Source organism: Acinetobacter chengduensis, assembly GCF_003664645.1.
GTDB lineage: Bacteria > Pseudomonadota > Gammaproteobacteria > Pseudomonadales > Moraxellaceae > Acinetobacter > Acinetobacter chengduensis.
Genome location: NZ_RCHC01000012.1, coordinates 83,318 through 109,132, shown reverse-complemented (window position 1 = coordinate 109,132; position 25,815 = coordinate 83,318). Strand labels below are relative to the sequence as shown.

The window sequence follows — 25,815 nt, the reverse complement described above, 5'->3', positions numbered from 1 at the left end:
ATGAGCTTATTAGGTAAGTTAGGCCCAGATTCAATTCCACACGATCCAATCGTGTTGGTAACTGTGGCTATGATGATCCTAGGCGGTATCGCAGTTGTTGCGGGTATCACCTACTTCAAAAAATGGAACTACTTGTGGACTGAATGGTTCACATCTGTAGACCATAAAAAAATTGGTATCATGTATATCTTCGTATCGATTGTCATGCTAGTGCGTGGTTTTGCCGATGCGATCATGATGCGTCTTCAGTTGTTCCTTGCAAAAGGTGGCGGCGAAGGTTACTTACACCCAGAACACTATGACCAGATCTTCACTGCCCACGGCGTGATCATGATCTTCTTCGTAGCAATGGGTCTTGTTGTTGGCTTAATGAACGTTTCTGTACCACTTCAAATTGGTGCACGTGACGTAGCCTTCCCATTATTAAACTCTCTAAGCTTCTGGTTATTCGCAGGCGCTGCAGGTCTAATGATGGCATCTCTTGCGATTGGTGAATTCGCTGCAACTGGTTGGATGGCTTACCCTCCACTATCAGGCATTGAATACTCTCCAGGCGTAGGTGTGGACTACTACATTTGGGCACTTCAGATTTCAGGTCTTGGTACTCTTTTAACTGGTGTTAACTTCTTCGTTACCATCATTAAAATGCGTGCTCCTGGCATGAAACTTATGGACATGCCTATTTTCACTTGGACTGCACTTTGTACTGCTGTACTCATTATCGCTGCATTCCCTGTGTTAACAGCTACAATTGCAATGCTTTCACTTGACCGTTACTTCGGTTTCCACTTCTTCACAAATGACATGGGCGGTAGTCCAATGTTGTACGTGAACTTGATTTGGACTTGGGGTCACCCAGAAGTGTACATTCTTGTATTGCCTGCTTTTGGTATTTACTCAGAAGTTACATCTACGTTCTCTCGCAAAACACTATTCGGCTACAAGTCAATGGTTTATGCGACAATTGCCATTACCGTTCTTTCATTCGTTGTGTGGGTTCACCACTTCTTTACAATGGGTGCAGGCGCGAACGTTAACGCGTTCTTCGGTATCATGACAATGATTATTGCGATCCCTACTGGTGTGAAAATCTTCTCTTGGTTATTCACCATGTATAAGGGCCGCATTACCTTTACAACTCCGATGTACTGGACACTTGGCTTCCTTGTGACTTTCGGTATCGGCGGTTTAACTGGCGTATTAATGGCAGTTCCACCAGCTGACTTCCTTGTACATAACTCATTGTTCTTGATTGCTCACTTCCATAACGTAATTATTGGTGGTGTAGTATTCGCAATGTTTGCCGGCATCATTTTCTACTGGCCAAAAATGTTTGGTTGGAAGTTAAATGAAGCTTGGGGTAAAGCTGCATTCTGGTTCTGGTTCTTCGGTTTCTACTTTGCATTCATGCCACTTTATATCCTTGGTTTCATGGGTATGACTCGTCGTTTGAATACATACGATAACCCTGAATGGGATCCGTACTTAGCGATTGCTTTCTTCGGTTCTATACTTGTTGCGATCGGTATCTTCTGTTTTGTTATGCAAATTGTTGTTGGTTTCCTTCAACGCAAAGACAATATGGACGTTACTGGTGACCCATGGGATGGCCGCGTTCTTGAATGGGCAACTTCATCTCCTGCTCCGTTCTATAACTTTGCTCACCTTCCAAAGATCAATGGTATTGATACTTTCTGGACTGACAAAGAAAACGGCATCGCGTACGCTAAACCTACTAAATATGAAGACATCCACATGCCGACTAACCGTGCGGCAGGTTTCGTAATTGCAATGTTTATTACAGTTATGGGCTTCGCGTTGATCTGGCACATTTGGTGGTTAGTTGTTGTTACGTTCATTGCTTCAATCATCAGCTTCATTGTTTCTTCATTCACGAAGAAAGTGGACTACTATGTTCCTGCAACTGAAGTTGAACGTATTGAAAATGAACGTTACGCGATTCTTGAAAAACACTTGAAGAAGGACTAAGACAATGGCTGAAGTACTTCATCACGATAACCACGGACACGATGAACATCATCATCACGATGATACAGACATCACAGTCTTTGGTTTCTGGTCTTACTTGATGAGTGACTTGATCCTATTCGGTACACTCTTCATTGCGTTTGCTGTTTTAAGCAGTCACGTTCCTGTAGACACTCCAAGTGCAAAAGAATTGTTTGGCGATACTTTAGGTTTCGTTCTAACAGAAACTTTTGCTCTCTTGATCTCTTCTGTAACGTTTGGTTTTGCTGTACTTGCTGCATACAAAAAAGACGTTTCTAAAGTTTTAACTTGGTTAGCAATTACTTGGGTATTTGGTGCTGCCTTCATCGGCATGGAACTTTATGAGTTCAATCACCTTGTACACGCTGGTCATGGTCCAAGCACAAGTGCGTTCTTATCTGCGTTCTTTACTCTAGTTGGTACGCACGGTATTCACGTAACTTCTGGTTTGGTATGGATGCTTGTGTTGATGTTCCAAATCAAGAAATATGGTTTGACACTTCCAAACACTCGTCGTCTTGCTTGCCTAAGCTTGTTCTGGCACTTCCTTGACATCGTTTGGATCTGTGTATTCAGCGTAGTTTACTTAATGGGAGTTCTATAATGAGTCACGACCATAACTCAGCTGGTGCTGCACACGGCAATACTAAGCAATATACAATTGGCTTCATCCTGTCTGTTGCTTTAACGATCATTCCTTTTGGTATGGTAATGATGGGTGGTTTTAGCCGTGGTTTAGTTGTTGCGACAATTGCAATTACTGCAGTTGCTCAGATTCTTGTACAGTTAGTTTACTTCCTGCACATGAACTCTTCTTCAGAGCAACGCTGGAATGTCATTGCGTTCATCTATACAATTCTTACAGTTGCAATCTTATTGGTTGGTTCTGTATGGATCATGAACTACTTACACTACAACATGATGATCTAAACTGTTCGTCATGCTGAAAAAGTATTTATTCCTGACTAAACCAGGAATTCTCTTTGGTAACTTCGTTACCACTCTGGGCGGCTTCTTTTTAGCCGCTCAGGGGTCTGTAGATTTCCTTCTTCTCCTTATCACCCTACTTGGTACAACACTCGTTGTCGCTTCAGGCTGTGTCGTCAATAACGTCATCGATCAAGACATTGATCAAAAGATGGAACGGACGATGAACCGAGCACTTGTCAAAAAAACCATTAGCCCAACTGTTGCTTTGATTTTTTCTGCTGCACTTGGAGTTTTAGGCTTTGGCCTACTATGGTTCTTTGTGAATGCTTATGCCTTTGGCTTTGCTGTACTTGGTTTTGTGGTTTATGTAATTTTTTATAGTCTTTGGAGCAAACGTACTTCAATCCACCAAACGGTAATTGGCAGTATTTCTGGCGCAAGCCCTCCAGTCATTGGCTACACCGCTGTTTCAAATGAATTTGATGTTGCCGCTTTGTTAATTTTCTTAGCATACGCACTATGGCAAATGCCACATTCATGGGGAATTGCAGTCTATCGTTTTGATGACTATAAAAATGCAGGTATTCCTATTTTACCTGTTGCTCGCTCAATTTTTCGTACTAAGGTCGAAAGCCTGATTTACGTGATTTTGTTTGCACTGGTATTAAATGGTTTGTATTGTTTTGGCTATACCAATATGTTCTTTTTAATCACTTTTAATGCACTTTGTGCATATTGGGTGTATTTATCAATTATTGGATTTAAAGCAGAAAACGATCAGGTCTGGGCAAAACGCTATTTCTTATATTCCGTGATTTTAATTACTGCATTAAGTTTTAGTTTTAGTTTTAGCTATTCCTCTCCTGCACCGCATTTACCGCTGTTTTAAAAAGATAGAGTTTTACTCTATCTTTTTTCTTTCTGCCTATTAAAAACTTCTTGAGTCTTATTTTCTAATTGCTACCATAGCGCACACAATAATAACGCACCGACAAATAATGAAATTCATCCACAAAGCTTTTAAAACTTATTTTCTTGCTACTACATTTCCTATCGCACTCATATACAGCACACATGCATTTTCTGGTGCCGACACCTACTGTGAACCCTCAACTCAAATTCAAAACAGTGAATACACCGCGTGTAATGCCCTACCTGCACTTACACCAGCCAATGACAATCAAGTCAACATACTTCTGCTACTGAGCGATTTAGGCTTAGCCAAATTAAAATTTGGTACAGATTCTGAAAGCTTATGGTACACATCAACAAGTACTGTTCCATTTGAAACTAAATCTCTGACAGCAACTGCCGTCAATTTAACCAAAAATGCACGACAACCTAGCAAACCGTTAGACAATTCAAATTCAGAATACTGCAATACTATTTTGAATAGTCAGCAAGATTTTATTCAACAGGTCAAAGCTGATAAGAGACTGTCCAGCGCTGAGCGTGATTTGCTCATTAAAGCGCGAAGTCAACTTAAAACTTGCGATGACCATATTAGTTTAATTACGGTAGATCCAAATTGGTCCGTCACGGCTCGTCAATTTGCTTCATATTTAAATGGCAGTATTGCTTTTTACAATACTAACTTTTCCATAGCTTCTAAAATTTATTCAGCTTTGGCTTCAGCAGATCAACCGTGGATTAAAGAAACCACACAATACATGCTGATTCGTAGCCATCTAAACGAAACCTATCAAAGTGGTTTAGGTGAATATGGCGATTTAGATCACTCTAAAATTAATCAGCAATTACTCAAAAACACCTACGACAGTATTAGCCAATATTTAAAACTGTATCCAACAGGCAGATATGCGGCGAGTGCCCGTGGTTTACTCCGTCGATGTTACTGGATTGGTGGGCAACAGCAGTTATTGGTAAACGAGCTCGCTTGGCAAATCAACAATCCTAAATCGCCATTTTACAACCTAGAAATGAATAATTTGGCCTATGAAATTGATCGTCATGTTTTTCAGTCACCATTGTTCAAGGCACAATATTTAAAAGATCCATTTTTGCTGGCTATTTACGATTTAATGCAAATGCGAAAACCTGTATCTGCTGAAGACCGCGTGATCAGCTGGAGCGAATTAAATAGCCAAAAAGCTGTATTTAAAACCCAACCTGAACTGTTCCAATATTTACAGGCTAGTCATTTATTTTATGTACAAAACAAACCAAGTGAAGCTTTAAACTATTTATCCAACCAGCAAAGTAGTCACTCAAATAGCTATCTCGCATTGAGTCAAATATTGCTTAAAGGCCGAATTACGGAAAAAGTCGGACAATCTGCAAATACGCAACAATACTGGGAAAATTTACTCACTAAAGCCAAAAGCCCAGAACAACGCGGATTGTTTGAGCTCATGCTGTATCCATATTATGCCAAGCAACAAAAAGCCAACTTTTTTGCAGGTGGAAATTCAAAAATTACCGAGTATTTTCTACAACGTAGTTTCATTACAGAACGAGCCAATGAACAAAGTTTAATGACAATTGTGCAAGATAAATCAGCAAGCGAAGATCAAAAAAATCTAGCGCTAAACACTGTGTTGGAAAAATCGCTGATTCATCAAAATTATGCCCTGTTTAATCAAGCTTACACATTCCTACCCAAAAATGTAGCTCAATATGTTTTTAGTGACTCTAACTATGTCACTTATAAAAAACAACCACCACTGGGCAATTTTGTCTGGAAAGGTACGACTATAAGCTCCAAAATCAGCTGTCCAGATCTGTATATCCTCACTCAAAAACTGCAAGTCGAGCCAAAAGATTCAAGTTTAAGACTCTGTCTAGGTGAATATATGCGTTCAGACAAAGCTTACCGCTTAAGTGGTATCGCAGAAAGTGAAAAACAATACAGTACGCTACAAGGGCCAATTTTCGCACGTGGCCAGGTGTATAAGGAAATAATCAAATCCACCTCCAATACTGACTTAAAGGCCTATGCACTGTACCGTGCAATCATGTGCTATTCGCCAGGTGGACTTAATGACTGTCAAGATACTGATGTAGCTAAATCTGTGCGCAAGCAGTGGTTTGATCAAATCAAACGTGATTATCCAGAAACTAGTTGGGCCAAATCACTAAAATACTATTGGTAACTTAAAATGAAAGCTTGGCTCACCTCAGTGTGCATTATTTTATGCTACACTTTTGCTCTGACTGCGTGTAAGCCAAGTCAATCCGCTCAGGCAAGCGAATCTATTAATGCCAATAACTATGAATCATTTTGGATTTGGGGCAACATAAAATCTGCCCCCTATCTATCTCAAGCCAAAGAACTTTACATCCTTCAAGGCAATATCCATTTCGACCGTAGTACCAAGCAATCCATACTTACAGCACAAGGGATTGCCCCGACCCACATCCCACATCAAAAAATATGGCTGGTCTATCGCAGTCATCATTTGAATTGGAACAATAACGAACTTATTAGCATATTAAAACGTGTTAAGCGCTGGGAGAATATGGGCAATCGCATTGAAGGCATTCAGATTGATTTTGATGCAAAAACACAGAATTTGCACGATTACGCTGTGTTTCTGACACAGCTTAGATCCCAATTGCCACGAAAATACAAATTAAGCATTACTGGACTGATGGACTGGAGTAATCTACAGAACACAAAAACGCTTCAGCTTTTAAGACAAAGTATTGATGAAATTGCCATTCAAACTTATCAAGGTTCAACAACTATTCCTAATTATTCTAAATATTTAAGCAAAATTGCAAAGCTGAATTTACCTTTCAAAATTGGCTTAGTACAATATGGTCAATGGGACAGAAGCATTGATTTTACAAATAATCCTCATTTTAAAGGCTATATTGTTTTTTTACTGCGTGAACCGCCCAACTCAAATTATTAAGAGCTATTTGCCCACACAAACATTTAGCATTTCAATATATCGTTGTAAACAACAGCCCCATCTCGGCTAAAACCATAAAAAATACAGGCTTTTTAGCCAAACACCTTGTATTCCAATGGCAAACCCTCTAAAATCTGTGCCTCGCACACACTGCGACATAACTATTTTATAGTTATGCCTCCTTGCTTCTAACAATTACGTTAGGGGCTGTCTAAACCGTAAGGAGCTGACAATGCGTCATTACGAAATCGTACTTTTAGTACACCCAGATCAAAGCGATCAAGTTGTGGGTATGGTTGAACGCTATATCTCACAAATCAAAGAAGCTGAAGGTCAAATCCACCGTCTTGAAGACTGGGGCCGTCGTCAATTGGCTTACCCAATTAACAAGATCCACAAAGCTCACTACATTCTTATGAATGTTGAGTGTGGTCAAGCTACTCTTGATGAGCTTGAAGAATTGTTCCGTTATAACGATGCAATTATTCGTAGCCTTATCATCCGTCGTGAAAACGCTATCACTGAAGAGTCACTATTGGCTAAGAGTGCTGAAGAAAAACGTGCGCGTAAAGCTCAACGTGAAGAAGCACAACAAGCTCAAGACTCTGCTGAAGCATAAGGAGAACACTAAATGGCACGTTTTTACCGTCGTCGCAAGTTCTGCCGCTTTACAGCTGAGAACGTTACGTACATCGACTACAAAGATATCGACACTTTAAAACAGTACATCACTGAAAACGGCAAGATTGTTCCTAGCCGTATTACAGGTACTAAAGCTCGTTACCAACGTCAATTAGCGTTAGCTATTAAACAAGCGCGTTACTTGTCTTTGATCCCTTACACTGACAATCATAAGTGAGGTTGAGCTGTGGATATTATCTTACTACAACGCATTAAAAACCTAGGTAAACTAGGTGACAAAGTTTCAGTTAAAGCTGGTTACGGCCGTAACTTCCTTATCCCACAAGGTAAGGCTGTTGCTGCAACAGAAGCTAACACTGCTGCTTTTGAAGCTCGTCGTGCAGAACTTGAGAAAGAAGAAGCTGAAATTTTAGCTGCTGCTCAAGCTCGTGCTGACCAATTGAACGAAGTTAACATCGTAATCACTGCTAAAGCTGGTGATGAAGGTAAACTATTCGGTTCAATCGGTACTCGTGATATCGCTGACGCGTTAACTAACGCTGGTCTAGTGGTAGATCGTTCAGAAGTACGTTTGCCAAATGGCGCGCTTCGCCACACTGGTGAATTCAACATCGCAATCCAATTGCACCATGATGTTGTTGCAGAAGTTCTTGTTACTATCGTAGCAGAGTAATTTCGCACCAAAAAAAGAGCATGCATTTGCATGCTCTTTTTTTATCTGTAAAATTTGCCATAGTCTTAATACAACTATTCATGCAAATATTCACATACAGATACCCTTCATTATTAGATGAATCCTCAGTATAGAGAGTCGTATTTCTAGCATAGAAAGCGTATCATCTAATGCTATATACCCTATTTATCTGCTATAAATATTTAAGCTCAAGTATTGACTGTTAAACGGAATATCTATGTCTCAGGCCAATGCCGATACGAAACAAAAATCAGCTCCTACACCTACAACAGAGTCAGGACAACTTAAAGAATTTCGTACGCCTCCACATAATCTTGCCATTGAACAAGCTGTGCTTGCAGCCCTCATGACTGTGGCTGAATCATTCGAACAAGTGGGTGATACGCTTGTTGAAAATGACTTCTACGCAACGCGTCATAAATATATTTTCCGTGCGATTGATCAACTGTCTAAAGAAAGTTCACCTTATGATGCCGTATTAGTCCATGACTGGCTGACTAAGCAAAATCTATTAGATGCAGTCGGTGGCGAAGAATATTTAATGCAATTGATGGCCGATTCACCATCAAGTTTTTACAATTTAGAAACTTATGCATCTAAAATTAAAGAATTTTCAACTTTAAGAAATATGATTAAAGTGAGTTCTGAAATTTTACAAAATGCCTATGACACCAAAGGTCGTACCGTCAGTGAAATATTAGATCTTGCAGAAACTAATATTTTCTCAATCGCAGAACAGCACAATAACAACGCCAAAGCACAAGGCCCAAAAGCGATTAATACCGTTGTTGCAGATGTTTTTGACAAATTGAATGAATTGTCACAAATGGAAGGTAATATTACTGGTTTAACCACAGGATTCTTAGAGCTCGACAATAAAACCTCTGGTATGCAAGCTGGCGACTTGATTATTGTGGCGGCCCGCCCTTCTATGGGTAAAACCACATTTGCCATGAACTTGGTTGAAAGCGTACTGTTTAATAACGACTTACCGGCGCTGGTTTATTCTATGGAGATGCCAGCAGACTCTATTGCAATGCGTCTAATTTCGTCTTACGGTAAGGTACATCAAGGTCATTTACGTTCGGGTAAATTAGACGGCGATGAATGGTCTAAAGTGACAGGTACCATCTTACAGTTACAGGAAAAGAAACTCTATATTGATGACTCTTCTGCACTTCCTCCAACAGAGGTACGTGCACGTGCTCGTCGTATTGCCAAACAACATGGCGGTAAACTTGGCTGTATTATGGTCGATTACTTACAGCTGATGAAAGTTCCTGGCATGGGCGATAACCGTGTAGGTGAGATTTCGGAAATTTCTCGAAGCTTAAAAGCACTGGCTAAAGAAATGATGTGCCCTGTGATTGCTCTTTCACAGCTTAACCGCTCACTGGAAAACCGTCCAAACAAACGTCCAGTAATGTCAGATTTACGTGAATCTGGTGCGATCGAGCAGGATGCCGATTTAATCATGTTTATTTACCGTGATGAAGTTTATAACAAAGAATCCAAAGAAGCTGGCACAGCCGAAATTATCATTGGTAAGCAACGTAACGGCCCAATTGGTACTGTTCGTCTAGCCTTTGAAGGGCAATATACGCGTTTTAGTAATTTATCACCTGAATTCTACGCACAGTACGATGACGAAGAATAATTTATACAAGCAGGCTTAGGCCTGCTTTTTTGTATTTATATTTTTAATTTTTGTTCAAATAATCACTTTAAGAAAACCAATTTAAATACCTGATCTGCACAGTATTTCCAATCAAATTTACTCGCATACTTTTGCCTAAAATTCACTAAAATAGTGCATCAAGATCGTCTTTGAACTGCGCTTTAAACTAAATTAGCGTAAACTTACAGGCCAAATATATTTTATGGCTTCACTCGCTTAGCATACTCAATCTATAGCGAGCAAACCAATCCTAAGGAGTTATTAGGGTGCGCCAAGCAACTGTCTATATTGATCAATCTGCACTTCAATATAATTTAAACCGCGTCAAACAACTTGCCCCAACTGCGAAAATTGTCAGCATGGTGAAAGCCAATGCTTACGGACACGGTGTAAAAGACTGCTTAGCAGCCTTAACTGGAACCGATGCCTTTGGTGTTGCCTGCCTAGAAGAAGCGTTAGAAATTCGTGAATTAGGTTATCAGCAACCTATCACATTAATTGAAGGCATATTCACTGCCGATGAGATGGCTAGCGTTTTAGAACATAACATTGAAGTTGTGGTTCATCATCAAGCTCAACTTGAATGGTTGCTGACCAACAAAGATGCATATATTGCTAAAAATTTGAAAGTTTGGGTCAAACTCAACAGTGGTATGAACCGCTTAGGCTTTAAAGTACCTGAAATTATTGATGTGATTAACTCACTTAAGGCTGAAGGTTTTAACTGTGTACTGGCTATGCACTTTGCCAATGCTGATGCTGAAAACCACCCATTGAATGATCAACAACGTGACCAGTTCCTACATGTAAAAGAAGCATGTGCGCCAATTATGGGCTCATGTTGCAATTCGGCGGCTATTTTTAAATGGCCTGAATTAAACTTTGACTTTGTACGCCCGGGTATCATGCTATATGGTGCGACTCCGTTTGCAGACAAAACTGTACATGAACTTGACCTTAAACCAGTCATGACATTTACTGCTGAAATTATTGCGTTAAATACGATTCAAGCGGGTGAATCTGTTGGTTATGGTTCAACTTTTGTAGCCGATCAAAATATGGATTTGGCTATTGTCTCTATTGGCTATGGTGATGGCTATCCACGTGCCTTTCCTAAACAAAACTACGTGCACATCAATGGACAAGCGACTCGCGTGATTGGCCGTGTTGCCATGGATATGATTGCAATTGATGTCACTGGTTTAAATGCATCGATTGGTACAGAAGTTGAACTTTGGGGCAAAGACCGCTTAGTCGATGATGTAGCTGAAGCTAACGGTACGATTGGATATGAATTACTTTGCCGTATGAGTGCACGCCCAGTTCGTAAAACGGTTTAAAAATACATCAAATTTATTTTTGGATCATCTCATCACAAAAAAGCCCAAGAAAATCTTGGGCTTTTTTCATTTAAGCCGCCTCATCAGGCTGTGCATCATATAAATGCGCTATAAATGCTTCGACCTGATCAGAATTTAAAGCAAATGGCCTGAATTTATCCTGCCCTTGTTTATGCAAATACTGGAGTGCATGACTGCTTCTACTAACGTACTTCATCGACCAGTCTGTAAAATGAGCTTGATCAATCTTCTTCAATCCATAGATCATAATCTCTCGATGTCGGGAATCTTTGCGCAACTTCTCTAGAAGCAATTCAAGTACTGGATCTTCTCCCTCCAAACACTGAAAAAAGTAGCCATCTGCGTAGTACAGCACTCCTGTAACTGCATGACGGTGGTTAAAATCCCGCGCTTCACTGAGTATATTTCTTAAATCTTCCAGTAGTTCCTCTGGAAAAGATGTTGAACAGCTTGCATAGCAAAGTTGCTTCATGATCGAACTGCCCTTATTTATAATAATCATTAAAAACAAAAAACTGCATTGAAACTATTGAATTCCAATGCAGTTTTAACATAGCATTATTCAACACATATATTAATTAAAATAATCTTCTGTCGGTTCAGGCATCGTTTGCAAGCCTCGTTTTAAAGTTTCTGACCACTGCTTGCTGATGACTGAAAAATAAGAATCTTCTTCATAAATACGCTTGCCGACTGGAACACGTAAGGTATCTTTCTGATAAACCAACGCATCCAATGGCATGCCCACAGATACATTAGAACGTAGTGTAGAATCAAAAGAAATTAAACTACAGCGCAATGCATCATGCAGTGGCATATCATATTTCAAAGCTCGATCTAAAATCGGTTTACCATATTTACTTTCACCAATCTGGAAAAAAGGTGTATCTGGCGTTGCCGCTATAAAATTACCTTGCGGGTAAATATTATATAATTGCATTTCAGCCGATCCAATCTGCCCACCAACAAGCAAGCTACAGAAATAATTGCTCTGCTCAACTGTATCTGAAGTGACATCGGCAATCACTTTTCTTAAGGTATGCCCCACCAATTCAGCCACTTCAAACATGGTGTTCAGGCTATACAAATTTGGCTCTAACTTAAGTTCCAACTGATTTTGTAAATGACCAATCACGGCTTGCGTTGTGGCTAAATTTCCTGAGGTTTGTATCACAATGAAGCGTTCATTGCTTACACCAAAGGTATATAATTTGCGAAATACAGATATATGATCCACCCCTGCATTGGTGCGAGTATCACTAATAAACACCATGCCATCCTGTAAACGCATCGCACAACAATAAGTCATTTTTAATCCTTCTTTTTCAACAGCGAAGTACTTGCACAATCGAACTCATTGATTCAATACCTCCTTTTTCCCGCACACCCCGTACAGGAGCAACATCCCAATAATCACGACCAATGGCGACATAGATATGCGAATTGGGCCTAAATAATTGATTACTGATATCAAAACAATACCATGCATTGTCTATAAATGCTTCAGCCCATGCATGACTGGCCAGATGTGCCATTTGTGGCACATATAAATAACCTGACACATAGCGTGCTGGTATACCCAAGTATTTACACATTGCGATAAATACATGACTATGATCCTGACACACACCTTCACCATGTAAAAACGCATCTATTGCTGTGGTATGCACTGACGTCCGTGCAGGCGTATACGGGATACACTGTAATATTGCCTCAGCCAAGGCCTGTAAATTTTGATGTGTCACACTTGGCACATACTGATGTGCAAAACACTGCATTTCGGTATTACACAAGGTACGATCTGTAGGCTGTAAAAACATCGAAGGTGAAATATATGCCAAATCCACTCCAACACGATTATTTACATTCAGCTCTACAATTCCTTGCGCCATAATAGTTAACTGGCTATAAGGTTCGTATTGTGAACTCGTTAACCAAATATTTTCAAAAGCATCTTGCTTAGCTATAGACTGACCAGGCACACTCACCGCCCAATGATGTACTTTTTGATGTGCATTACTGGGCGGTGTCATACGAATATATTGAATGCTTCGATTCACATCTGCAGAATAACTATAATGCGTTTGGTGATTCACCATCAATTTCATGTATCGGCCTCAAATATCTGTTGAATCGAGTCATAAAAGTGAAAAAAGTTCGCGTTATTAGGTGCTTGCTGTAACTGTGCCCACGTGTATTCTAAATTCGACCACCCTAAGTGCTCCAATGAGCTCACAATATGGCTTATCTTAGCTAAGGTCGTGCTTTCATCTTGTTGTAGTCTTAACTGTCGATCAAGTTCCTCTATGCCTTGCCCCAGACTAAAAAATAGAAAAATAGTTTCAGATTCAGTTTCTAAAATATCTTGGCATTCAGCAGCTACATCACAAATATAGCCTCGATTTTCATTGGCATTTTTAATCAGCAAACTTAATTCTGCATAGTTCACCGCACTCAATACTGCACGTAAATCCTGAATATTGCTTTTTGCACATTCAAACTGATATGAAAATGAAGCCACCTGCGTTGGATCTAAGAGCAACTCATTCAGTTCAATCGAATCTTCAGCATTTAAAGCAAACGCCTGTGCATACTGTGCAGCTTCATCATCTATTTGAAAAGGAAATTGAGCACATAAATACTGTATACGTGTTAAATATCGCCCCAACCAAAAAATATTTTGTACATTACTTTTTAATAGAATCATCTCGTTTTCCTTTTATAGGGCATTAAACATGTAGGTTATCTACCACCCAAGTGTCTTTAATCCCGCCACCCTGAGATGAATTTACCACCAATGATCCTGCTTGCATGGCCACTCGGGTTAAGCCCCCAGGAACAATTTCTGTACGATATGGTGAGCTAAGTACAAAAGGACGTAAATCAATATGTCTTTCTGCTGCGCCATGCGAGGTGAGCGTTGGACAGACCGATAAATCCAATGTTGGTTGTGCAATATATAAATGCGGTGTCAGGCTTATTTTTTGTCTAAATTCATGAATTTGCTGTTCAGATGCTTGTGGCCCAATCAGCATGCCATAGCCCCCAGAACCTTGGGCTTCTTTCACTACCAATTGCTCTAAATGATTCAACACGTAGTCTAAATCTTCAGCTTCACGGCACTGGTATGTCGGCACATTTTTTAAAATCGCTTGCTCACCCAAATAAAACTCAATCATTTTATCTACATAAGGATAAATGGATTTGTCATCTGCAACCCCAGTTCCTGGAGCATTGGCAATCACCACATTATGCTGGTGATAAGCCGACATTAAACCTGCAACACCCAAAGTACTGTCTGGTCTAAACGTTAATGGATCTAAAAATGCATCATCTAAACGGCGATATATCACATCTACCCGTTGGCGACCTTTAATGGTTTTCACATAAACCACATCATTTTCTACAAATAGATCCGCGGAAGTCACCAAAGGTACATCCATTTCTCGCGCCAAAAATGCATGTTCATAGTAGGCGCTGTTATAACGGCCCGGCGTTAAAATCACGATGAAGGGATGATCACAGTACGCATTTTCTTCTAAAATTTGTCTAAGTAAAGTTGGGTATTGTTCTATTCCCAAAATATTGCTCTTTGCACATAAATCGGGCATCAGTTTTTGGCTAATTTTGCGTGATTCCAACATATATGACACGCCAGATGGTGTGCGTAGGTTATCTTCAAGCACGTAAAACTCACCATGACGATCGCGAATAATATCAACACCACTGATCTGACTATAGACTTGACCTTTTAAATGGTGTTGCACCATTTGTGGCAAATAAGCCTCATGCGAGAGTACTTGAAGCTCAGGAACTATACCGGCTTTTAAAATATCTTGTTGATGATAGATATCATGTAAAAATAGATTCAGTGCCCGTACACGTTGCGCACACCCTGATGCCACTGTATTCCACTGTTTTCTTGCAATTACGCGTGGAATCAAATCATAAGGAATGGTACGTTCAGTACCTTCGGCCTCACCATAAACATTAAAAGTAATGCCTTCATATAAAAAATGTTCTTTTGCACGTTGGTTAAGTGCTTTTAATTCGTCTAAATTATGCTGAGATAGCCAATGTTCAATATTTTCACAGGCTTGACCCGATATCGCTCCATCATCGCGCATTTCGTTAAAAAAATTTGATTTCAAATGTTCAAACAATCCATAAGATTGCGCAGTCACAGAATTTCTACTCAAGGTAGATGATGGCGACGCATAAGCCTCTAATGTTGTAGTGGAAGTTGTCTCGTGTATATTTTCTTTCAACATACCAACCTCTTCTCTTTGTAATCTATTGTAAATAAATCAAAGCAATAAGCATGCCACTGTATAAACTACCTTCTGACATTCCATTTATTCATTATTTCAACTATCGACACAAGACTAAAATTGCGCCATCTTGTTTCAAAATGTGCCGTTTTTTTAAGTCAAAGGCTTGCGAAATAAATCCAGTTTTTTTATTGTGTATTTTGGCACTGTCCATTTCACTTCTAGATTAGTTATTGTCTACATTATGTCCTCACAAGAAAAAGAAACATCCAACAGTCTCTATCGCCAATGGCAAATATTGTCGCGATTACCCACAGGAAAGTGGATTGGGACTCGTGAATTGCAAGAAAGCTTAGTTCGCGAAGGCATCGATATTAGTTTGCGCACCATTCAGCGCGATTTGAACCAAATTGCACAGCGCTTTCCAATTGAAAGTAGTAAAACGTCTCCTCAAGGTTGGCGTTGGCGCGCGGATGCACCTATTCAGAGCTTGCCTCACATGACCAGCTCTCAGGCTGTTACGTTTATGATGGTCGAGGAACATCTTAAACATTTACTTCCACCTAGCCTGATTGAAGAAATGAACCCTTGGTTTGATTTGGCCCGTCGCAGTCTATCCACTCAAAATAGCGTGCGTCAGTGGATTAATCGGGTACGTATTGTGCCAGCCAATCAACCCCTTATCCCACCTACGGTAGATAAAAATTCGCAACAAACGATTTACGAAGGTTTGTTACAAGACAAACAACTAGAATGTGTGTATCAAGGTCGTGGCTTACAAAGTGAAGAGAAAACCTACACTTTAAATCCACTCGCTTTGGTTCAAAAAGGTGCAATTATTTATCTCGTGTGCACTCGACATGACAAAACTGACATTCAAACTTTTGCCTTGCACCGCTTTAAATCAGCACACGTGCTGAATTCGCGTGCCTTACACCCTGTAAATTTTGACATAGATGCTTATATTGAATCTGGTGCGCTTGGCTTCCGTGTTGATTTTAACCAACCTACAGAAAATATTGAGCTTCGCCTTACAGTGACGGAACAAGATGCGAGCTACTTTGAGGAATCTCAACTCAGCCTAGATCAAACCCTACAAAAGCAAGAGGATGGACGTATTTTGATTACGGCAACCGTTCCATACACCTCACAATTGGTTTGGTGGTTACGTAGCTTTGGCAAACGCATTCAAAATATTGAACCCGACTATGTTTCACATGCTGTGCAACAAATTGATGAACCCTAATGGCTGTAATCAATCTTATTATTTAGATACTGGATTTTTGGTGCACTCAATCGCTTAGGTCATTTATAAAATAAGTAGCATACAATTCGAAAAATAAAAAAGTCCCAAACATGGGACTAATAATTTCTTAAAATATTTTTTGTGATTATTAGCGTTGATGGATTTATGGGGATACAGTATGAAGTTGCTTGCCCCACTGCATACTGTATTGATGCGTTAAAGTCGTATTTGAAATCAGATTTAGCATAGGCATGCTAGATCTGCATTATTATAACGGATCGATTTCTTAGTCATCTTTTTTACTCCTGTGGTTGGGGTAAAATCAATTTATCTAAAAAATCATCTGCCGTGAAATCATAAGAATTGCTTTCAATAGCAGATTAAAAACTAAACATCTTTTTTGGCCGAATATTGTCCATTTTTTTGTAAATTGATATACATTCATTTGATTCCTATTCAAGGGCTCAACATTCATATAACTACATACATTCAACAAACTAGATCTTGAGAATTTCTAACAAAATCGGCACATTAAAACCTCAATGCAGTCTATGGATAAACCTCTATATGCCCAACCTTACACAATCTGTACGACATAAACTGCTCAATACATTTTTTTCACGCCATTCTATTTGGTTTTTGTGTATTTTTATTTGCTTGTTGCTGACGTCATTCCATATTGGCTATGAGCCTCGCTACATTTATTATTTCATTCCACAAACTCTCCTCAATAGTGTGTGGATTATTAGCTCAGCACTGAGTTTACTTGGCTTATATGATGTACTGCAAAATAAGCACTCCATTTTAAAAAACTATCCAATCATGGGGCATTTTCGCTTTTTATTCGAAGAATTTCGCCCTGAAATTCGCCAATATTTTATTGAAGCCGATCAAGATGCACTACCTTTTTCACGTATGCAACGTAGCTTAGTCTACCAACGTGCAAAAAATGAAAATGCCGATAAACCTTTTGGTTCTATCATCGATGTATATCAAGATAATTATCGTTTTATCACCCACTCACTCACTCCTTGCAAACCTGCAAACCCTGAAAGTTTTCGAATAAGCATTGGTGGACCACAATGTACCCAGCCTTATAGTGCATCCATTTTAAACATTTCAGCCATGAGCTTTGGAAGCTTAAGTGCAAATGCGATTCGAGCACTCAACAAAGGCGCAAAAATGGGTAATTTTTATCATGACACGGGTGAAGGCAGTATTAGTCCCTATCATTTAGAGAATAGTGGCGATATTGTTTGGGAGCTTGGTAGTGGTTATTTTGGTTGTCGTACACTCGATGGTCAATTTGATCCTGTACGTTTTGCCGAACAAGCCAAAATCCCTCAAGTCAAAATGATTGAAATTAAATTGTCTCAGGGTGCAAAGCCTGGACATGGTGGAATTTTACCCAAAGACAAAATTTCAGAAGAAATTTCACAGATTCGAGGCGTAAGCCGTGATGTAGACTGCGTGTCTCCATCTAGCCATTCTGCTTTTAGCACACCACTTGAACTGATGTATTTTATTCAGCAACTGCGTGAACTTTCCAATGGTAAGCCCGTAGGTTTTAAACTTTGCCTTGGCCAGCCTTGGCAATTTATGAGTATTGTTAAGGCGATGCTTCAAACCAATATTTTGCCAGATTTTATTGTGGTTGATGGCTCCGAAGGCGGTACGGGTGCTGCACCTGTAGAATTAATTAATTATATGGGTACGCCACTTCGAGAAGGTTTACTCTTTGTACATAACAGCTTAGTAGGTGCAGGTTTAAGAGAGAAAATTAAAATTGGTGCAAGTGGTAAAATTATCAGTGCCTTTGATATTTCTAGCACCATGGCGATTGGTGCCGATTGGGTGAATTCAGCACGTGGTTTTATGTTTGCCGTGGGTTGCATACAAGCGCAGAGTTGCCACACCAACCAATGCCCTGTTGGGGTTGCGACACAAGACCCAGATCGCCAAAAAGCCATTCATGTACCAACCAAAGCTGAACGTGTTTATAATTTCCACAAAAACACTCTACACGGCTTATCTGAGATGATTGCTGCAGCAGGCTTACGCCACCCTGCAGATTTAAAGGCTCATCATTTAGCACAGCGAGTAAACGATCGCGAAATTAAAAACTATGCTCAGCTCCATTTTTGGTTGAAGGATGGCGAACTTCTGCAATGTAACGATAAAGACCAAGAAAATTTTTATTATCGAATGTGGAATTTGGCAAGTGCTGAGCATTTTTAAAATTAAATTCGCATCATTACCCAGTGTTTAACACTCTGTAAATAACGAATCACTGGACATTAAAAAGTAGCTATATGCTACTTTTTTAATGTCTTGAACAGCTACCACTTACCAATCAATCAAGCGATTTAATAATAACTTTTAGTATTGTTTGCATGTAAAAATGCGGGGATTAACCCCGTTAATGCAGCACGAATATCTGCACGCTCATTAATTAATTGATGAGAGCCTTCTTCTAGCATTAATAGCGTTTGTAAGCGAAATTTACGGCGTATAAATTCAATATTATAGCGCCAGTCGACCGTCTGATCTTGTGCACCTTGCGCCAACCACACTGGAATACGACATGCTGGACGTTCTTCCATTTCCTGCATCCATTTTGACATTGCCAGAATCCAATCCATTCCCATCATACGTGGCTGAAGCGGATCTTTAAGACGTACGAAACGAAGAAATTCAGGGTTATGGTTATTACGGCGGAAATGTCGAGGGACTTCACGCTTAATACGACGAATAATCCCCAAACCTACTGAGTTGTGCCACCACGCAGTTTTTGCAGGGCGAATTAGAGGTGAAAGCAATAATACGCGATCAACATAAGGGTTTTCACGACGCTCCGCGAAGGCAAGCAAGTGATGTAACCAAATAGCCCCACCCGTACTTTGACCTATGCCCAACCAAGGCTGAGGCAATTGTGCCGCATGCTTAACATAACGGTGCACAGCTTCTAACACAGCTTGATAGTGATCAAAATTTTGAATACTCGCCGGCGAACCATTGCTTAAGCCATGTCCCGGTAAGTCATAGGTCAAAACACTATAACCTTGTTCGAGTATTTCTCGAATGATCGGTTGATAAATTCCGCTATGCTCGAGATAGCCATGCAACAAAAATACCGTGCCTTTAATTTGTGAACGTTCTTCTAATTTTGGCTGAAACACTTGTACATGAAGCTTAAACAAAGGCATTTCTATAGCGCCTTGCCAATGCTCGCAATTCAAAGCATCTAAACCATATAAACGACGATATGCTTGTATCTCTAAAGTTGGTGTATAGGGTCGATTTAAATTTAATTGTTCTAATAATAGAGGCGTGGTCTCACGACTCGGAATAGGCAATTCTAATTGCTTTAAAATCGCAGGATTTAAAAAAGGTATATCAGACATTAAGGTACCTCCCTGCATTCTGTACCTACCCACATATCGCGCATTGTAGCCAACATTTCATAATTGGCACGGCGACTATGGTCATAATTTTGTTCACTTGGACGCCATCGTGTCAAATGAGTTGGCATTGGCGCTTCAATCGCTAATGTTTCTATGCCATTGAGTGCAAATAAACGTCGAGTTCGTGGCATGTGATAACGATCTGTAATTAGCATCACTGTAGGGGCTCCGCCTTTCTTCTGCAAGAGCAAAGAGCTAAAGCGCGTATTTTCACAGGTGTTCATGCTACGATCTTCAAGCAATTTAGCTTCTACACCATGCTCAGCCAACCAGCGTTGCATATAAGGTGCTTCTACGCCACTCAGCACAATAGGCAATTTATATTGCTTTTCTACCACAAGCGTCTTTTCTAAACGTAAGCGCGTATAGTCATTTACCACAATATCTTTGCCATTTTTATCTAAAGTTAAACCACCACCAAGTACCACAATGGCATAAGGTTCAGAAAAATGCGCTGGCTTCAATTCTGCAACTTTTTTCTCATTTTCATTTTGATTCTGAATCAGTGCAATATCTTTAAAAATTTCATCGTCAACAGGTTCTGAAGCTGCTATTTCAATAGGATGTGTTTTTAAAAATTTAACGTAATGTTGCATCTGTTCATCATCGACTTTGGCATTAAAATCGAAAACATGGCTCACCGTTGCTTCAGAGGCACTACTCGCCTCTGCTTGCTCAACTACAGGTGCTAACAAGGGCACTTGCGGACGGTTCTTTTCCTCAGCTTCTTTTTGAATATCGTCTTCGATACTTTTTTGCAGTACTTTATAACGTGCCTGCACCAGCATTAAATCTTGTGCATTTTGGCTTTGAATCGCCTCTTCCATCACTTTTAAATAAGCTTGACGTGCAATCCACATATCCGAGCCCGGCTCGTAGCTTTCATGATCACTTAAAGAGGCCAATTTTTGGCTCTTGGCCGCAACCTCGTTCACTTCTACGGGTACAAAATAGTTGAGTGCACGCACGACTAAGCTGGAATAAAAAGGCGTATAAATAAAAACGATCAGACAGCCGAATAGTGCAAATAATACAGCGAATATTTGTACAATACGGACTATCCACGGCGTTTTTTTCATTTTTTAGTCCTGATGTGAACGGATTAAACCTTGCTGACTAAACAACACAGGTTCAGGTTCTAACTTAATGCTAAACTGATGATATACATCATTTTGCACTGCTTGATAAGTACGGCGCACATCATGCAAAGTCGCATCTGCATAGTTAACTAAAACTAATGCTTGCTTGTGGAACATACCCACCACACCTAGCTTTTTACCTTTCCAACCCGCCTGATCAATGAGCCAACCTGCAGCAATTTTAACTTGTCCATTCGCTTGAGGATAATGTGGTAAGTTTGGATGTTTTAACGCAATCTGTTCATAACTTTGCTGCGAAATTATTGGATTTTTAAAAAAGCTTCCCACATTTGGATATTCTTGAGGGTCTGGTAATTTGGCTTGTCGAATATGAATCACTTGACGTTGTAAATTCTCAGCTGTGAGCTCATCACCCACGGCTGCTTTTAAATCACCATACTGTAATTTGAGTTCTGGTGTTTTTAATAATTTAAATTGCACCGCACAAATGATGTAACGGTTTGGATCATCTTTAAATACACTATGGCGATAAGCAAAATCACAATCGACAGAAGCTATACTTATAAATTGCTTTTCATCACGGTCATAAACTTCAACTGTATCAATAAATTCACCAACTTCTACACCATAAGCACCAATATTTTGTACTGGTGCCGCACCTACAAGCCCTGGAATTAAAGCTAAATTTTGTAAGCCATATAAGTGCTCTGTGGTCGTCCATAACACAAAGTCATGCCAAACTTGACCTGCACCAACACGAATAGTACGAGTTTGGTCATCTTCCGCGAGTGCTTCAATACCCATGATGTGCATGTGTAAAACCAGAGCATCAATGTGTTCTGGCAAGAGCATATTACTGCCCCCTGAAAGTATAAATACATTCAGTTGCTCTGCCTCTGCAAAGGCTAATGCATCGATTAAATCTTGTTTCGAATGTACTTGCACATAATGAGAAGCGATTGAATTTAAATTGAGCGTATTAAAAGGCTTAAGTTGTACTTGAGTCTGGATATGCATGTCGAATCTTAAACCTTAATGTTCTAATTTTTTCTGAATAACCTGAATCCATGCGCGACAGCTAGATTCACATTGGTCGAGTACCAATTCAAAACCATTTGCACCACCATAATATGGATCTGGCACAGCCTGCTCAAAAAAGTCAGGATCATGCTGACTCATGAGTGCAATTTCAGCACGTCGTGCGCTAGTACCCCATTCTTGTAAGGCTTGAATTTGCAACGCTTGAATATTGACTAAGTTTTCATGATCCATTGCCAGAATCAAATCGAATTCTACAAAATCTTTGGTTTTTAACTGACGTGCGCGCAAGGTAGACAAATCATAACCACGTTTTTTGGCGTGTTGCTGGCTTCTCGAATCTGGTGCCTTATTAGGATGGTAATTGCTGGTACCCGCAGAATCAATCGCAACATTCAAGTTCGCTTCATCACATAAGTGCCTAAATACAGCTTCAGCCGTAGGAGAGCGGCAAATATTACCTAGACAAACACATAACACCTGATAGGGCGTTTGGGATGACATAAGAACCTCAATGTTACTTTTATTTCAAGCATCTTATGTTAAGTTATTTAAAGGATGAATCCTATATCAACCCTCAACAATAATACGCATTTAGATATAAAAAATAAGGATAACCTCATGAGCCAATTTCAGTTTCAAACCGTCGGTAATATTATTTCTGGTTTGGGTTCAATTATTGAGCTCAAAAATCTGCTCAATGACTTTAAACCTAAACGCGTGTTAATGGTGACCGACCCTGGCATGTTAGTACATCAGCTTCATTTACCTATTGTGGAAATTTTAGAAACACTTCAGCAAGACTATATTATTTATTCTAATGTACAAGCAGATCCTCCCGAGCATTTAGTCCTTGATGCCGTAAAATTTGCTCAACATGAAAAAATTGATTTTGTGCTCGGCTTCGGTGGAGGTAGCTCCTTAGATGTCGCAAAAATCATTGCAGTATTGGCACATCCCGATCAACAACAGCGTATTCAAGACCTATACGGGGTTGGTCATGCCAAACGACCTCGCCTTCCTTTGATTTTAGTCCCGACCACTGCAGGTACAGGCTCAGAAGTCACCCCTATTTCAATTGTGACCACTGGTGAGACCACTAAAACTGGGATAGTTTCGCCTGTACTTTATGCCGATGTCGCAATTCTAGATGCAAACTTCACTCAAAATTTACCGCCGTCTATTACAGCAGCTACAGGTATAGATGCGATGGTGCATGCCATAGAAGCCTATACATCTAAAGTAAAGAAAAACCCTTATGTAGATATGTTGGCCAAACAAGCTCTGCGCCTATTAAATAAAAATCTTCCTTTAGTGCTCAAAGATGGTAGTAACCTTGAAGCACGGCAAAACATGCTGGTAGGCTCAATGCTTGCTGGTCAGGCCTTTGCCAATGCGCCTGTGGGTGCAGTGCATGCTTTAGCCTATCCACTGGGTGGGCATTTTCATATTTCACATGGCCATAGCAATGCCTTAGTGCTCACTGAAGTGCTTAAATTTAATGCCCCAGAAGCCAAAGCTCATTATGCAGAGCTTATGCAATGGCTCGATCCTTACAGCACAGGCTGTACCGCAGGTTTATGCGATTTATTTATCGATCACATGCAAAATCATCTTGACCACAGTGGGCTCACTCTCAAACTGCAACAACTGAATATTCCACATGCAAAATTAAGCGAGCTAGCGACAGATGCGATGTTACAAACTCGGCTCTTGCAAAATAACCCACGCCCTCTACAACAGCAGGATGCTCTACAGATTTACAACTCAATTTACGCTTAAATAATACTTTATGATTGTCTAGCTGTGATGAATTCGACATTCCTATACTTTTACCGTTTATTAAATAGATTAAATCCTGAGTTATTTATATATTCGAATTCAACACATTAGGCATTGATTGAAAAATAATCAAAAATAATTCGATTGTTTTTTAACAAATTTTACGACATTCATATTTTTAATTAACGTCATTAACATTGTAATTTTTCTTATTTCTTAAGCTTTTTCATGTATGAACTGCATAAACTTATAGTGAAAACCGTTTCAGGATTTGTAACGGTATGTGGTAATACAGACTAAGGAAAAGCAAATGAATCATATTAAAAAATCAGTCCTCATGGTCGCACTTTTTGGTGCAATGCCTTTGGTTCATGCAGCCACTTCCGATGGTAAAACATGGGCCGTTTCCGCAGGTTGGTTACACGTCATGCCTCAAAGTAGCGCTCAAGGTATTTCAGGTAGCACCACTGATAAAACACCTATTTTAGGTGCTCAAGAGGCATCTTCACCAAATGCTGGTTTTGAAGTGCAAAATGCGGATACCGCAGGCTTAATGCTTGATTATTTTGTGAATGACAATGTATCCCTCGAATTAGTTCTAGGCGCGCCACCCAAAATGGAATTGGCTGGTAAGGGCGAAATCACCCTTCCTCTTGTAGGTTCCGTTGCAAACTTAGAACAATTCAATAAAATTGCAACAACCGATGCATACACCCCAACATTTACTGCACGTTATCATTTTGGTTCCATTAACAATCGTATTCGGCCTTATGTGGGTGCTGGTGTCATGTATGCGCATTTTAGCAATGTAAAAGTAGATCCTGCTGTGAATACGGAGCTCCAAACCCATAATCAGTTGGTAGGCGGTTTACTCAAGCCTGAATTAGGTAAAGTCAAAGTCGATGATGCATTTGCACCCGTTGCTACTGTAGGTGTAGATGTCAACTTGACTAAAAATTGGTTTGGTACAGCCTCTGTAAGTTATGCTCACCTTTCTACTCAGGCAAAACTGAATGTGATTGGCAACAGCAATACAGGTGACCGCGACACAGTATTATTTGGCTCAAGTAAAATTGAAATTAACCCAGTGGTGACCTATTTAGGTCTAGGCTATCGTTTCTAATGCAATATTAAAAACACTCAATGCTTTAATTTTTTGAAGTTTTCATTTTGCCATAGCCATTCAAATTGCTTGAATGGCTTTTTTTTACTTGAATAAACTGCCCCAGCAACGTAAAACACCTAATACTTCATAAAAATAGACTCAAATGAAACCTAAAATTAGACTGCGCCATCAATATGCTTTTATATTTCCCATTCAAACCCGTTGGGCAGATAACGATCTATACGGACATGTGAATAATGTTACCTATTACAGTTACTTTGATACAGCAGCCAATGCTTTATTAATTCAAAAAGCGGGTTTTGATATTCACCACTCACCCATTATTGGGCTCGTGGTCAGCTCATCCTGCAATTTTATGCAAGAGCTCAGCTATCCAGAAATTATTGAAGTGGGCGTTGCGATTGAAAAAATTGGAAACTCTTCTTTAATTTATGACTTGGCGATTTTTAAACAAGGACAAGATCATGCCTCTGCTCAAGGTAATTTTGTGCATGTTTTTGTTGAGCGCACACATAAAAAAAGCACCCCGATTCCATCAGAAATGCGAGATGCCCTAGTACATTATCTTATTGATTTAAATCACGCAGAATAATGC

The 25,815-nt window shown here is 39.8% G+C and carries 25 protein-coding genes; 16 read left to right on the top strand and 9 right to left on the bottom strand.

All coding sequences use genetic code 11. The features are described from left to right. The 11 genes from cyoB (at position 1) to alr (ending at position 11,172) form a co-directional block, all read left to right on the top strand. A complete protein-coding gene (gene cyoB, locus D9K81_RS11855; RefSeq protein WP_120374800.1) occupies positions 1-1,989 on the top strand; it encodes a cytochrome o ubiquinol oxidase subunit I in 1,989 nt (662 codons plus the stop codon). A gap of 4 nt (positions 1,990-1,993) precedes the next feature. Next, positions 1,994-2,614: a cytochrome o ubiquinol oxidase subunit III gene (gene cyoC / locus D9K81_RS11850; RefSeq protein ID WP_106984886.1), complete on the top strand. Its 621-nt coding sequence runs from the start codon at positions 1,994-1,996 to the stop codon at positions 2,612-2,614. Further along, on the top strand, positions 2,611-2,940 hold the full coding sequence (locus tag D9K81_RS11845) for a cytochrome o ubiquinol oxidase subunit IV (protein ID WP_171356355.1): 330 nt from the start codon (positions 2,611-2,613) through the stop codon (positions 2,938-2,940). The genes cyoC and D9K81_RS11845 overlap by 4 nt, the downstream gene beginning before the upstream one ends. 10 nt (positions 2,941-2,950) lie before the next feature. Then, positions 2,951-3,829 carry a heme o synthase gene (cyoE, locus tag D9K81_RS11840; protein ID WP_120374799.1) on the top strand — a complete coding sequence of 293 codons (879 nt, stop codon included), beginning with the start codon at positions 2,951-2,953 and terminating at the stop codon, positions 3,827-3,829. A gap of 109 nt (positions 3,830-3,938) precedes the next feature. Then, on the top strand, positions 3,939-6,053 hold the full coding sequence (locus D9K81_RS11835) for a hypothetical protein (protein WP_120374798.1): 2,115 nt from the start codon (positions 3,939-3,941) through the stop codon (positions 6,051-6,053). A gap of 6 nt (positions 6,054-6,059) precedes the next feature. Continuing rightward, entirely contained in the window at positions 6,060-6,818 is a 759-nt protein-coding gene (locus D9K81_RS11830; protein WP_120374797.1) for a DUF3142 domain-containing protein, read from the top strand. A gap of 232 nt (positions 6,819-7,050) precedes the next feature. Further along, positions 7,051-7,437 carry a 30S ribosomal protein S6 gene (rpsF, locus tag D9K81_RS11825; RefSeq protein WP_106984891.1) on the top strand — a complete coding sequence of 129 codons (387 nt, stop codon included), beginning with the start codon at positions 7,051-7,053 and terminating at the stop codon, positions 7,435-7,437. A gap of 12 nt (positions 7,438-7,449) precedes the next feature. Next, complete coding sequence (rpsR, locus tag D9K81_RS11820; RefSeq protein ID WP_004278792.1) at positions 7,450-7,677, top strand: 30S ribosomal protein S18; 228 nt, start codon at positions 7,450-7,452, stop codon at positions 7,675-7,677. A gap of 9 nt (positions 7,678-7,686) precedes the next feature. After that, entirely contained in the window at positions 7,687-8,133 is a 447-nt protein-coding gene (rplI, locus tag D9K81_RS11815) for a 50S ribosomal protein L9 (RefSeq protein WP_106984892.1), read from the top strand. Positions 8,134-8,371: 238 nt separating this feature from the next. Next, positions 8,372-9,811 (top strand): replicative DNA helicase, encoded by a 1,440-nt coding sequence (gene dnaB, locus D9K81_RS11810; RefSeq protein WP_120374796.1) that lies wholly within the window; start codon positions 8,372-8,374, stop codon positions 9,809-9,811. A 287-nt stretch (positions 9,812-10,098) separates the two neighbouring features. After that, a complete protein-coding gene (alr, locus tag D9K81_RS11805; RefSeq protein ID WP_120374795.1) occupies positions 10,099-11,172 on the top strand; it encodes an alanine racemase in 1,074 nt (357 codons plus the stop codon). A 70-nt stretch (positions 11,173-11,242) separates the two neighbouring features. Here alr and D9K81_RS11800 read toward each other — a convergent pair whose 3' ends face one another. From D9K81_RS11800 to D9K81_RS11780, 5 genes are all read right to left on the bottom strand, one after another. Beyond that, positions 11,243-11,665, bottom strand: a complete 423-nt coding sequence (locus tag D9K81_RS11800) for a BLUF domain-containing protein (RefSeq protein WP_120374834.1) — start codon at positions 11,663-11,665, stop codon at positions 11,243-11,245. Between the two features lie 102 nt (positions 11,666-11,767). Then, positions 11,768-12,502 (bottom strand): proteasome-type protease, encoded by a 735-nt coding sequence (locus D9K81_RS11795; RefSeq protein ID WP_120374794.1) that lies wholly within the window; start codon positions 12,500-12,502, stop codon positions 11,768-11,770. A gap of 16 nt (positions 12,503-12,518) precedes the next feature. Then, positions 12,519-13,301: a transglutaminase family protein gene (locus tag D9K81_RS11790; protein WP_120374793.1), complete on the bottom strand. Its 783-nt coding sequence runs from the start codon at positions 13,299-13,301 to the stop codon at positions 12,519-12,521. After that, positions 13,298-13,900 carry a hypothetical protein gene (locus D9K81_RS11785; RefSeq protein WP_120374792.1) on the bottom strand — a complete coding sequence of 201 codons (603 nt, stop codon included), beginning with the start codon at positions 13,898-13,900 and terminating at the stop codon, positions 13,298-13,300. Before D9K81_RS11785 ends, D9K81_RS11790 begins: the two co-directional genes overlap by 4 nt. 22 nt (positions 13,901-13,922) lie before the next feature. Next, positions 13,923-15,464: a circularly permuted type 2 ATP-grasp protein gene (locus D9K81_RS11780; RefSeq protein ID WP_120374791.1), complete on the bottom strand. Its 1,542-nt coding sequence runs from the start codon at positions 15,462-15,464 to the stop codon at positions 13,923-13,925. A gap of 244 nt (positions 15,465-15,708) precedes the next feature. Here D9K81_RS11780 and D9K81_RS11775 point away from each other — a divergent pair, with 244 nt between their 5' ends. Next, on the top strand, positions 15,709-16,710 hold the full coding sequence (locus D9K81_RS11775) for a helix-turn-helix transcriptional regulator (protein WP_120374790.1): 1,002 nt from the start codon (positions 15,709-15,711) through the stop codon (positions 16,708-16,710). A 567-nt stretch (positions 16,711-17,277) separates the two neighbouring features. Beyond that, complete coding sequence (locus D9K81_RS11770) at positions 17,278-18,948, top strand: FMN-binding glutamate synthase family protein (protein ID WP_120374789.1); 1,671 nt, start codon at positions 17,278-17,280, stop codon at positions 18,946-18,948. 128 nt (positions 18,949-19,076) lie between these two features. Here D9K81_RS11770 and D9K81_RS11765 read toward each other — a convergent pair whose 3' ends face one another. From D9K81_RS11765 to D9K81_RS11750, 4 genes are read right to left on the bottom strand one after another with little or no spacing between them, the layout of a single operon-like run. Then, positions 19,077-20,114, bottom strand: coding sequence for an alpha/beta hydrolase (locus D9K81_RS11765; protein ID WP_120374788.1), 1,038 nt, complete (start codon positions 20,112-20,114; stop codon positions 19,077-19,079). After that, positions 20,114-21,253, bottom strand: a complete 1,140-nt coding sequence (locus D9K81_RS11760) for a YdcF family protein (RefSeq protein WP_120374787.1) — start codon at positions 21,251-21,253, stop codon at positions 20,114-20,116. Before D9K81_RS11760 ends, D9K81_RS11765 begins: the two co-directional genes overlap by 1 nt. 3 nt (positions 21,254-21,256) lie before the next feature. Beyond that, positions 21,257-22,291, bottom strand: coding sequence for a UDP-N-acetylmuramate dehydrogenase (gene murB / locus D9K81_RS11755; RefSeq protein WP_120374786.1), 1,035 nt, complete (start codon positions 22,289-22,291; stop codon positions 21,257-21,259). Between the two features lie 15 nt (positions 22,292-22,306). After that, positions 22,307-22,816: a low molecular weight protein-tyrosine-phosphatase gene (locus D9K81_RS11750; protein ID WP_120374785.1), complete on the bottom strand. Its 510-nt coding sequence runs from the start codon at positions 22,814-22,816 to the stop codon at positions 22,307-22,309. Between the two features lie 117 nt (positions 22,817-22,933). Between D9K81_RS11750 and D9K81_RS11745 the strand changes: the two genes are divergently transcribed. The 3 genes from D9K81_RS11745 (at position 22,934) to D9K81_RS11735 (ending at position 25,812) form a co-directional block, all read left to right on the top strand. Then, positions 22,934-24,094, top strand: coding sequence for an iron-containing alcohol dehydrogenase (locus tag D9K81_RS11745; protein ID WP_120374784.1), 1,161 nt, complete (start codon positions 22,934-22,936; stop codon positions 24,092-24,094). Between the two features lie 310 nt (positions 24,095-24,404). Next, positions 24,405-25,217: an OmpW/AlkL family protein gene (locus tag D9K81_RS11740; protein WP_120374783.1), complete on the top strand. Its 813-nt coding sequence runs from the start codon at positions 24,405-24,407 to the stop codon at positions 25,215-25,217. A gap of 145 nt (positions 25,218-25,362) precedes the next feature. Then, positions 25,363-25,812 carry an acyl-CoA thioesterase gene (locus tag D9K81_RS11735; protein ID WP_120374782.1) on the top strand — a complete coding sequence of 150 codons (450 nt, stop codon included), beginning with the start codon at positions 25,363-25,365 and terminating at the stop codon, positions 25,810-25,812. Positions 25,813-25,815 lie beyond the last annotated feature (3 nt).

Coding starts and splice junctions, on each gene's coding strand:
- cyoB (WP_120374800.1), top strand. CDS start 1: ATGAGCTTATTAGGTAAGTTAGGCCCAGATTCAATTCCACACGATCCA.
- cyoC (WP_106984886.1), top strand. CDS start 1,994: ATGGCTGAAGTACTTCATCACGATAACCACGGACACGATGAACATCAT.
- cyoE (WP_120374799.1), top strand. CDS start 2,951: ATGCTGAAAAAGTATTTATTCCTGACTAAACCAGGAATTCTCTTTGGT.
- D9K81_RS11835 (WP_120374798.1), top strand. CDS start 3,939: ATGAAATTCATCCACAAAGCTTTTAAAACTTATTTTCTTGCTACTACA.
- D9K81_RS11830 (WP_120374797.1), top strand. CDS start 6,060: ATGAAAGCTTGGCTCACCTCAGTGTGCATTATTTTATGCTACACTTTT.
- rpsF (WP_106984891.1), top strand. CDS start 7,051: ATGCGTCATTACGAAATCGTACTTTTAGTACACCCAGATCAAAGCGAT.
- rpsR (WP_004278792.1), top strand. CDS start 7,450: ATGGCACGTTTTTACCGTCGTCGCAAGTTCTGCCGCTTTACAGCTGAG.
- dnaB (WP_120374796.1), top strand. CDS start 8,372: ATGTCTCAGGCCAATGCCGATACGAAACAAAAATCAGCTCCTACACCT.
- D9K81_RS11800 (WP_120374834.1), bottom strand. CDS start 11,665: ATGAAGCAACTTTGCTATGCAAGCTGTTCAACATCTTTTCCAGAGGAA.
- D9K81_RS11795 (WP_120374794.1), bottom strand. CDS start 12,502: ATGACTTATTGTTGTGCGATGCGTTTACAGGATGGCATGGTGTTTATT.
- D9K81_RS11790 (WP_120374793.1), bottom strand. CDS start 13,301: ATGAAATTGATGGTGAATCACCAAACGCATTATAGTTATTCTGCAGAT.
- D9K81_RS11785 (WP_120374792.1), bottom strand. CDS start 13,900: ATGATTCTATTAAAAAGTAATGTACAAAATATTTTTTGGTTGGGGCGA.
- D9K81_RS11780 (WP_120374791.1), bottom strand. CDS start 15,464: ATGTTGAAAGAAAATATACACGAGACAACTTCCACTACAACATTAGAG.
- D9K81_RS11775 (WP_120374790.1), top strand. CDS start 15,709: ATGTCCTCACAAGAAAAAGAAACATCCAACAGTCTCTATCGCCAATGG.
- D9K81_RS11770 (WP_120374789.1), top strand. CDS start 17,278: ATGCCCAACCTTACACAATCTGTACGACATAAACTGCTCAATACATTT.
- D9K81_RS11765 (WP_120374788.1), bottom strand. CDS start 20,114: ATGTCTGATATACCTTTTTTAAATCCTGCGATTTTAAAGCAATTAGAA.
- D9K81_RS11760 (WP_120374787.1), bottom strand. CDS start 21,253: ATGAAAAAAACGCCGTGGATAGTCCGTATTGTACAAATATTCGCTGTA.
- murB (WP_120374786.1), bottom strand. CDS start 22,291: ATGCATATCCAGACTCAAGTACAACTTAAGCCTTTTAATACGCTCAAT.
- D9K81_RS11750 (WP_120374785.1), bottom strand. CDS start 22,816: ATGTCATCCCAAACGCCCTATCAGGTGTTATGTGTTTGTCTAGGTAAT.
- D9K81_RS11745 (WP_120374784.1), top strand. CDS start 22,934: ATGAGCCAATTTCAGTTTCAAACCGTCGGTAATATTATTTCTGGTTTG.
- D9K81_RS11740 (WP_120374783.1), top strand. CDS start 24,405: ATGAATCATATTAAAAAATCAGTCCTCATGGTCGCACTTTTTGGTGCA.
- D9K81_RS11735 (WP_120374782.1), top strand. CDS start 25,363: ATGAAACCTAAAATTAGACTGCGCCATCAATATGCTTTTATATTTCCC.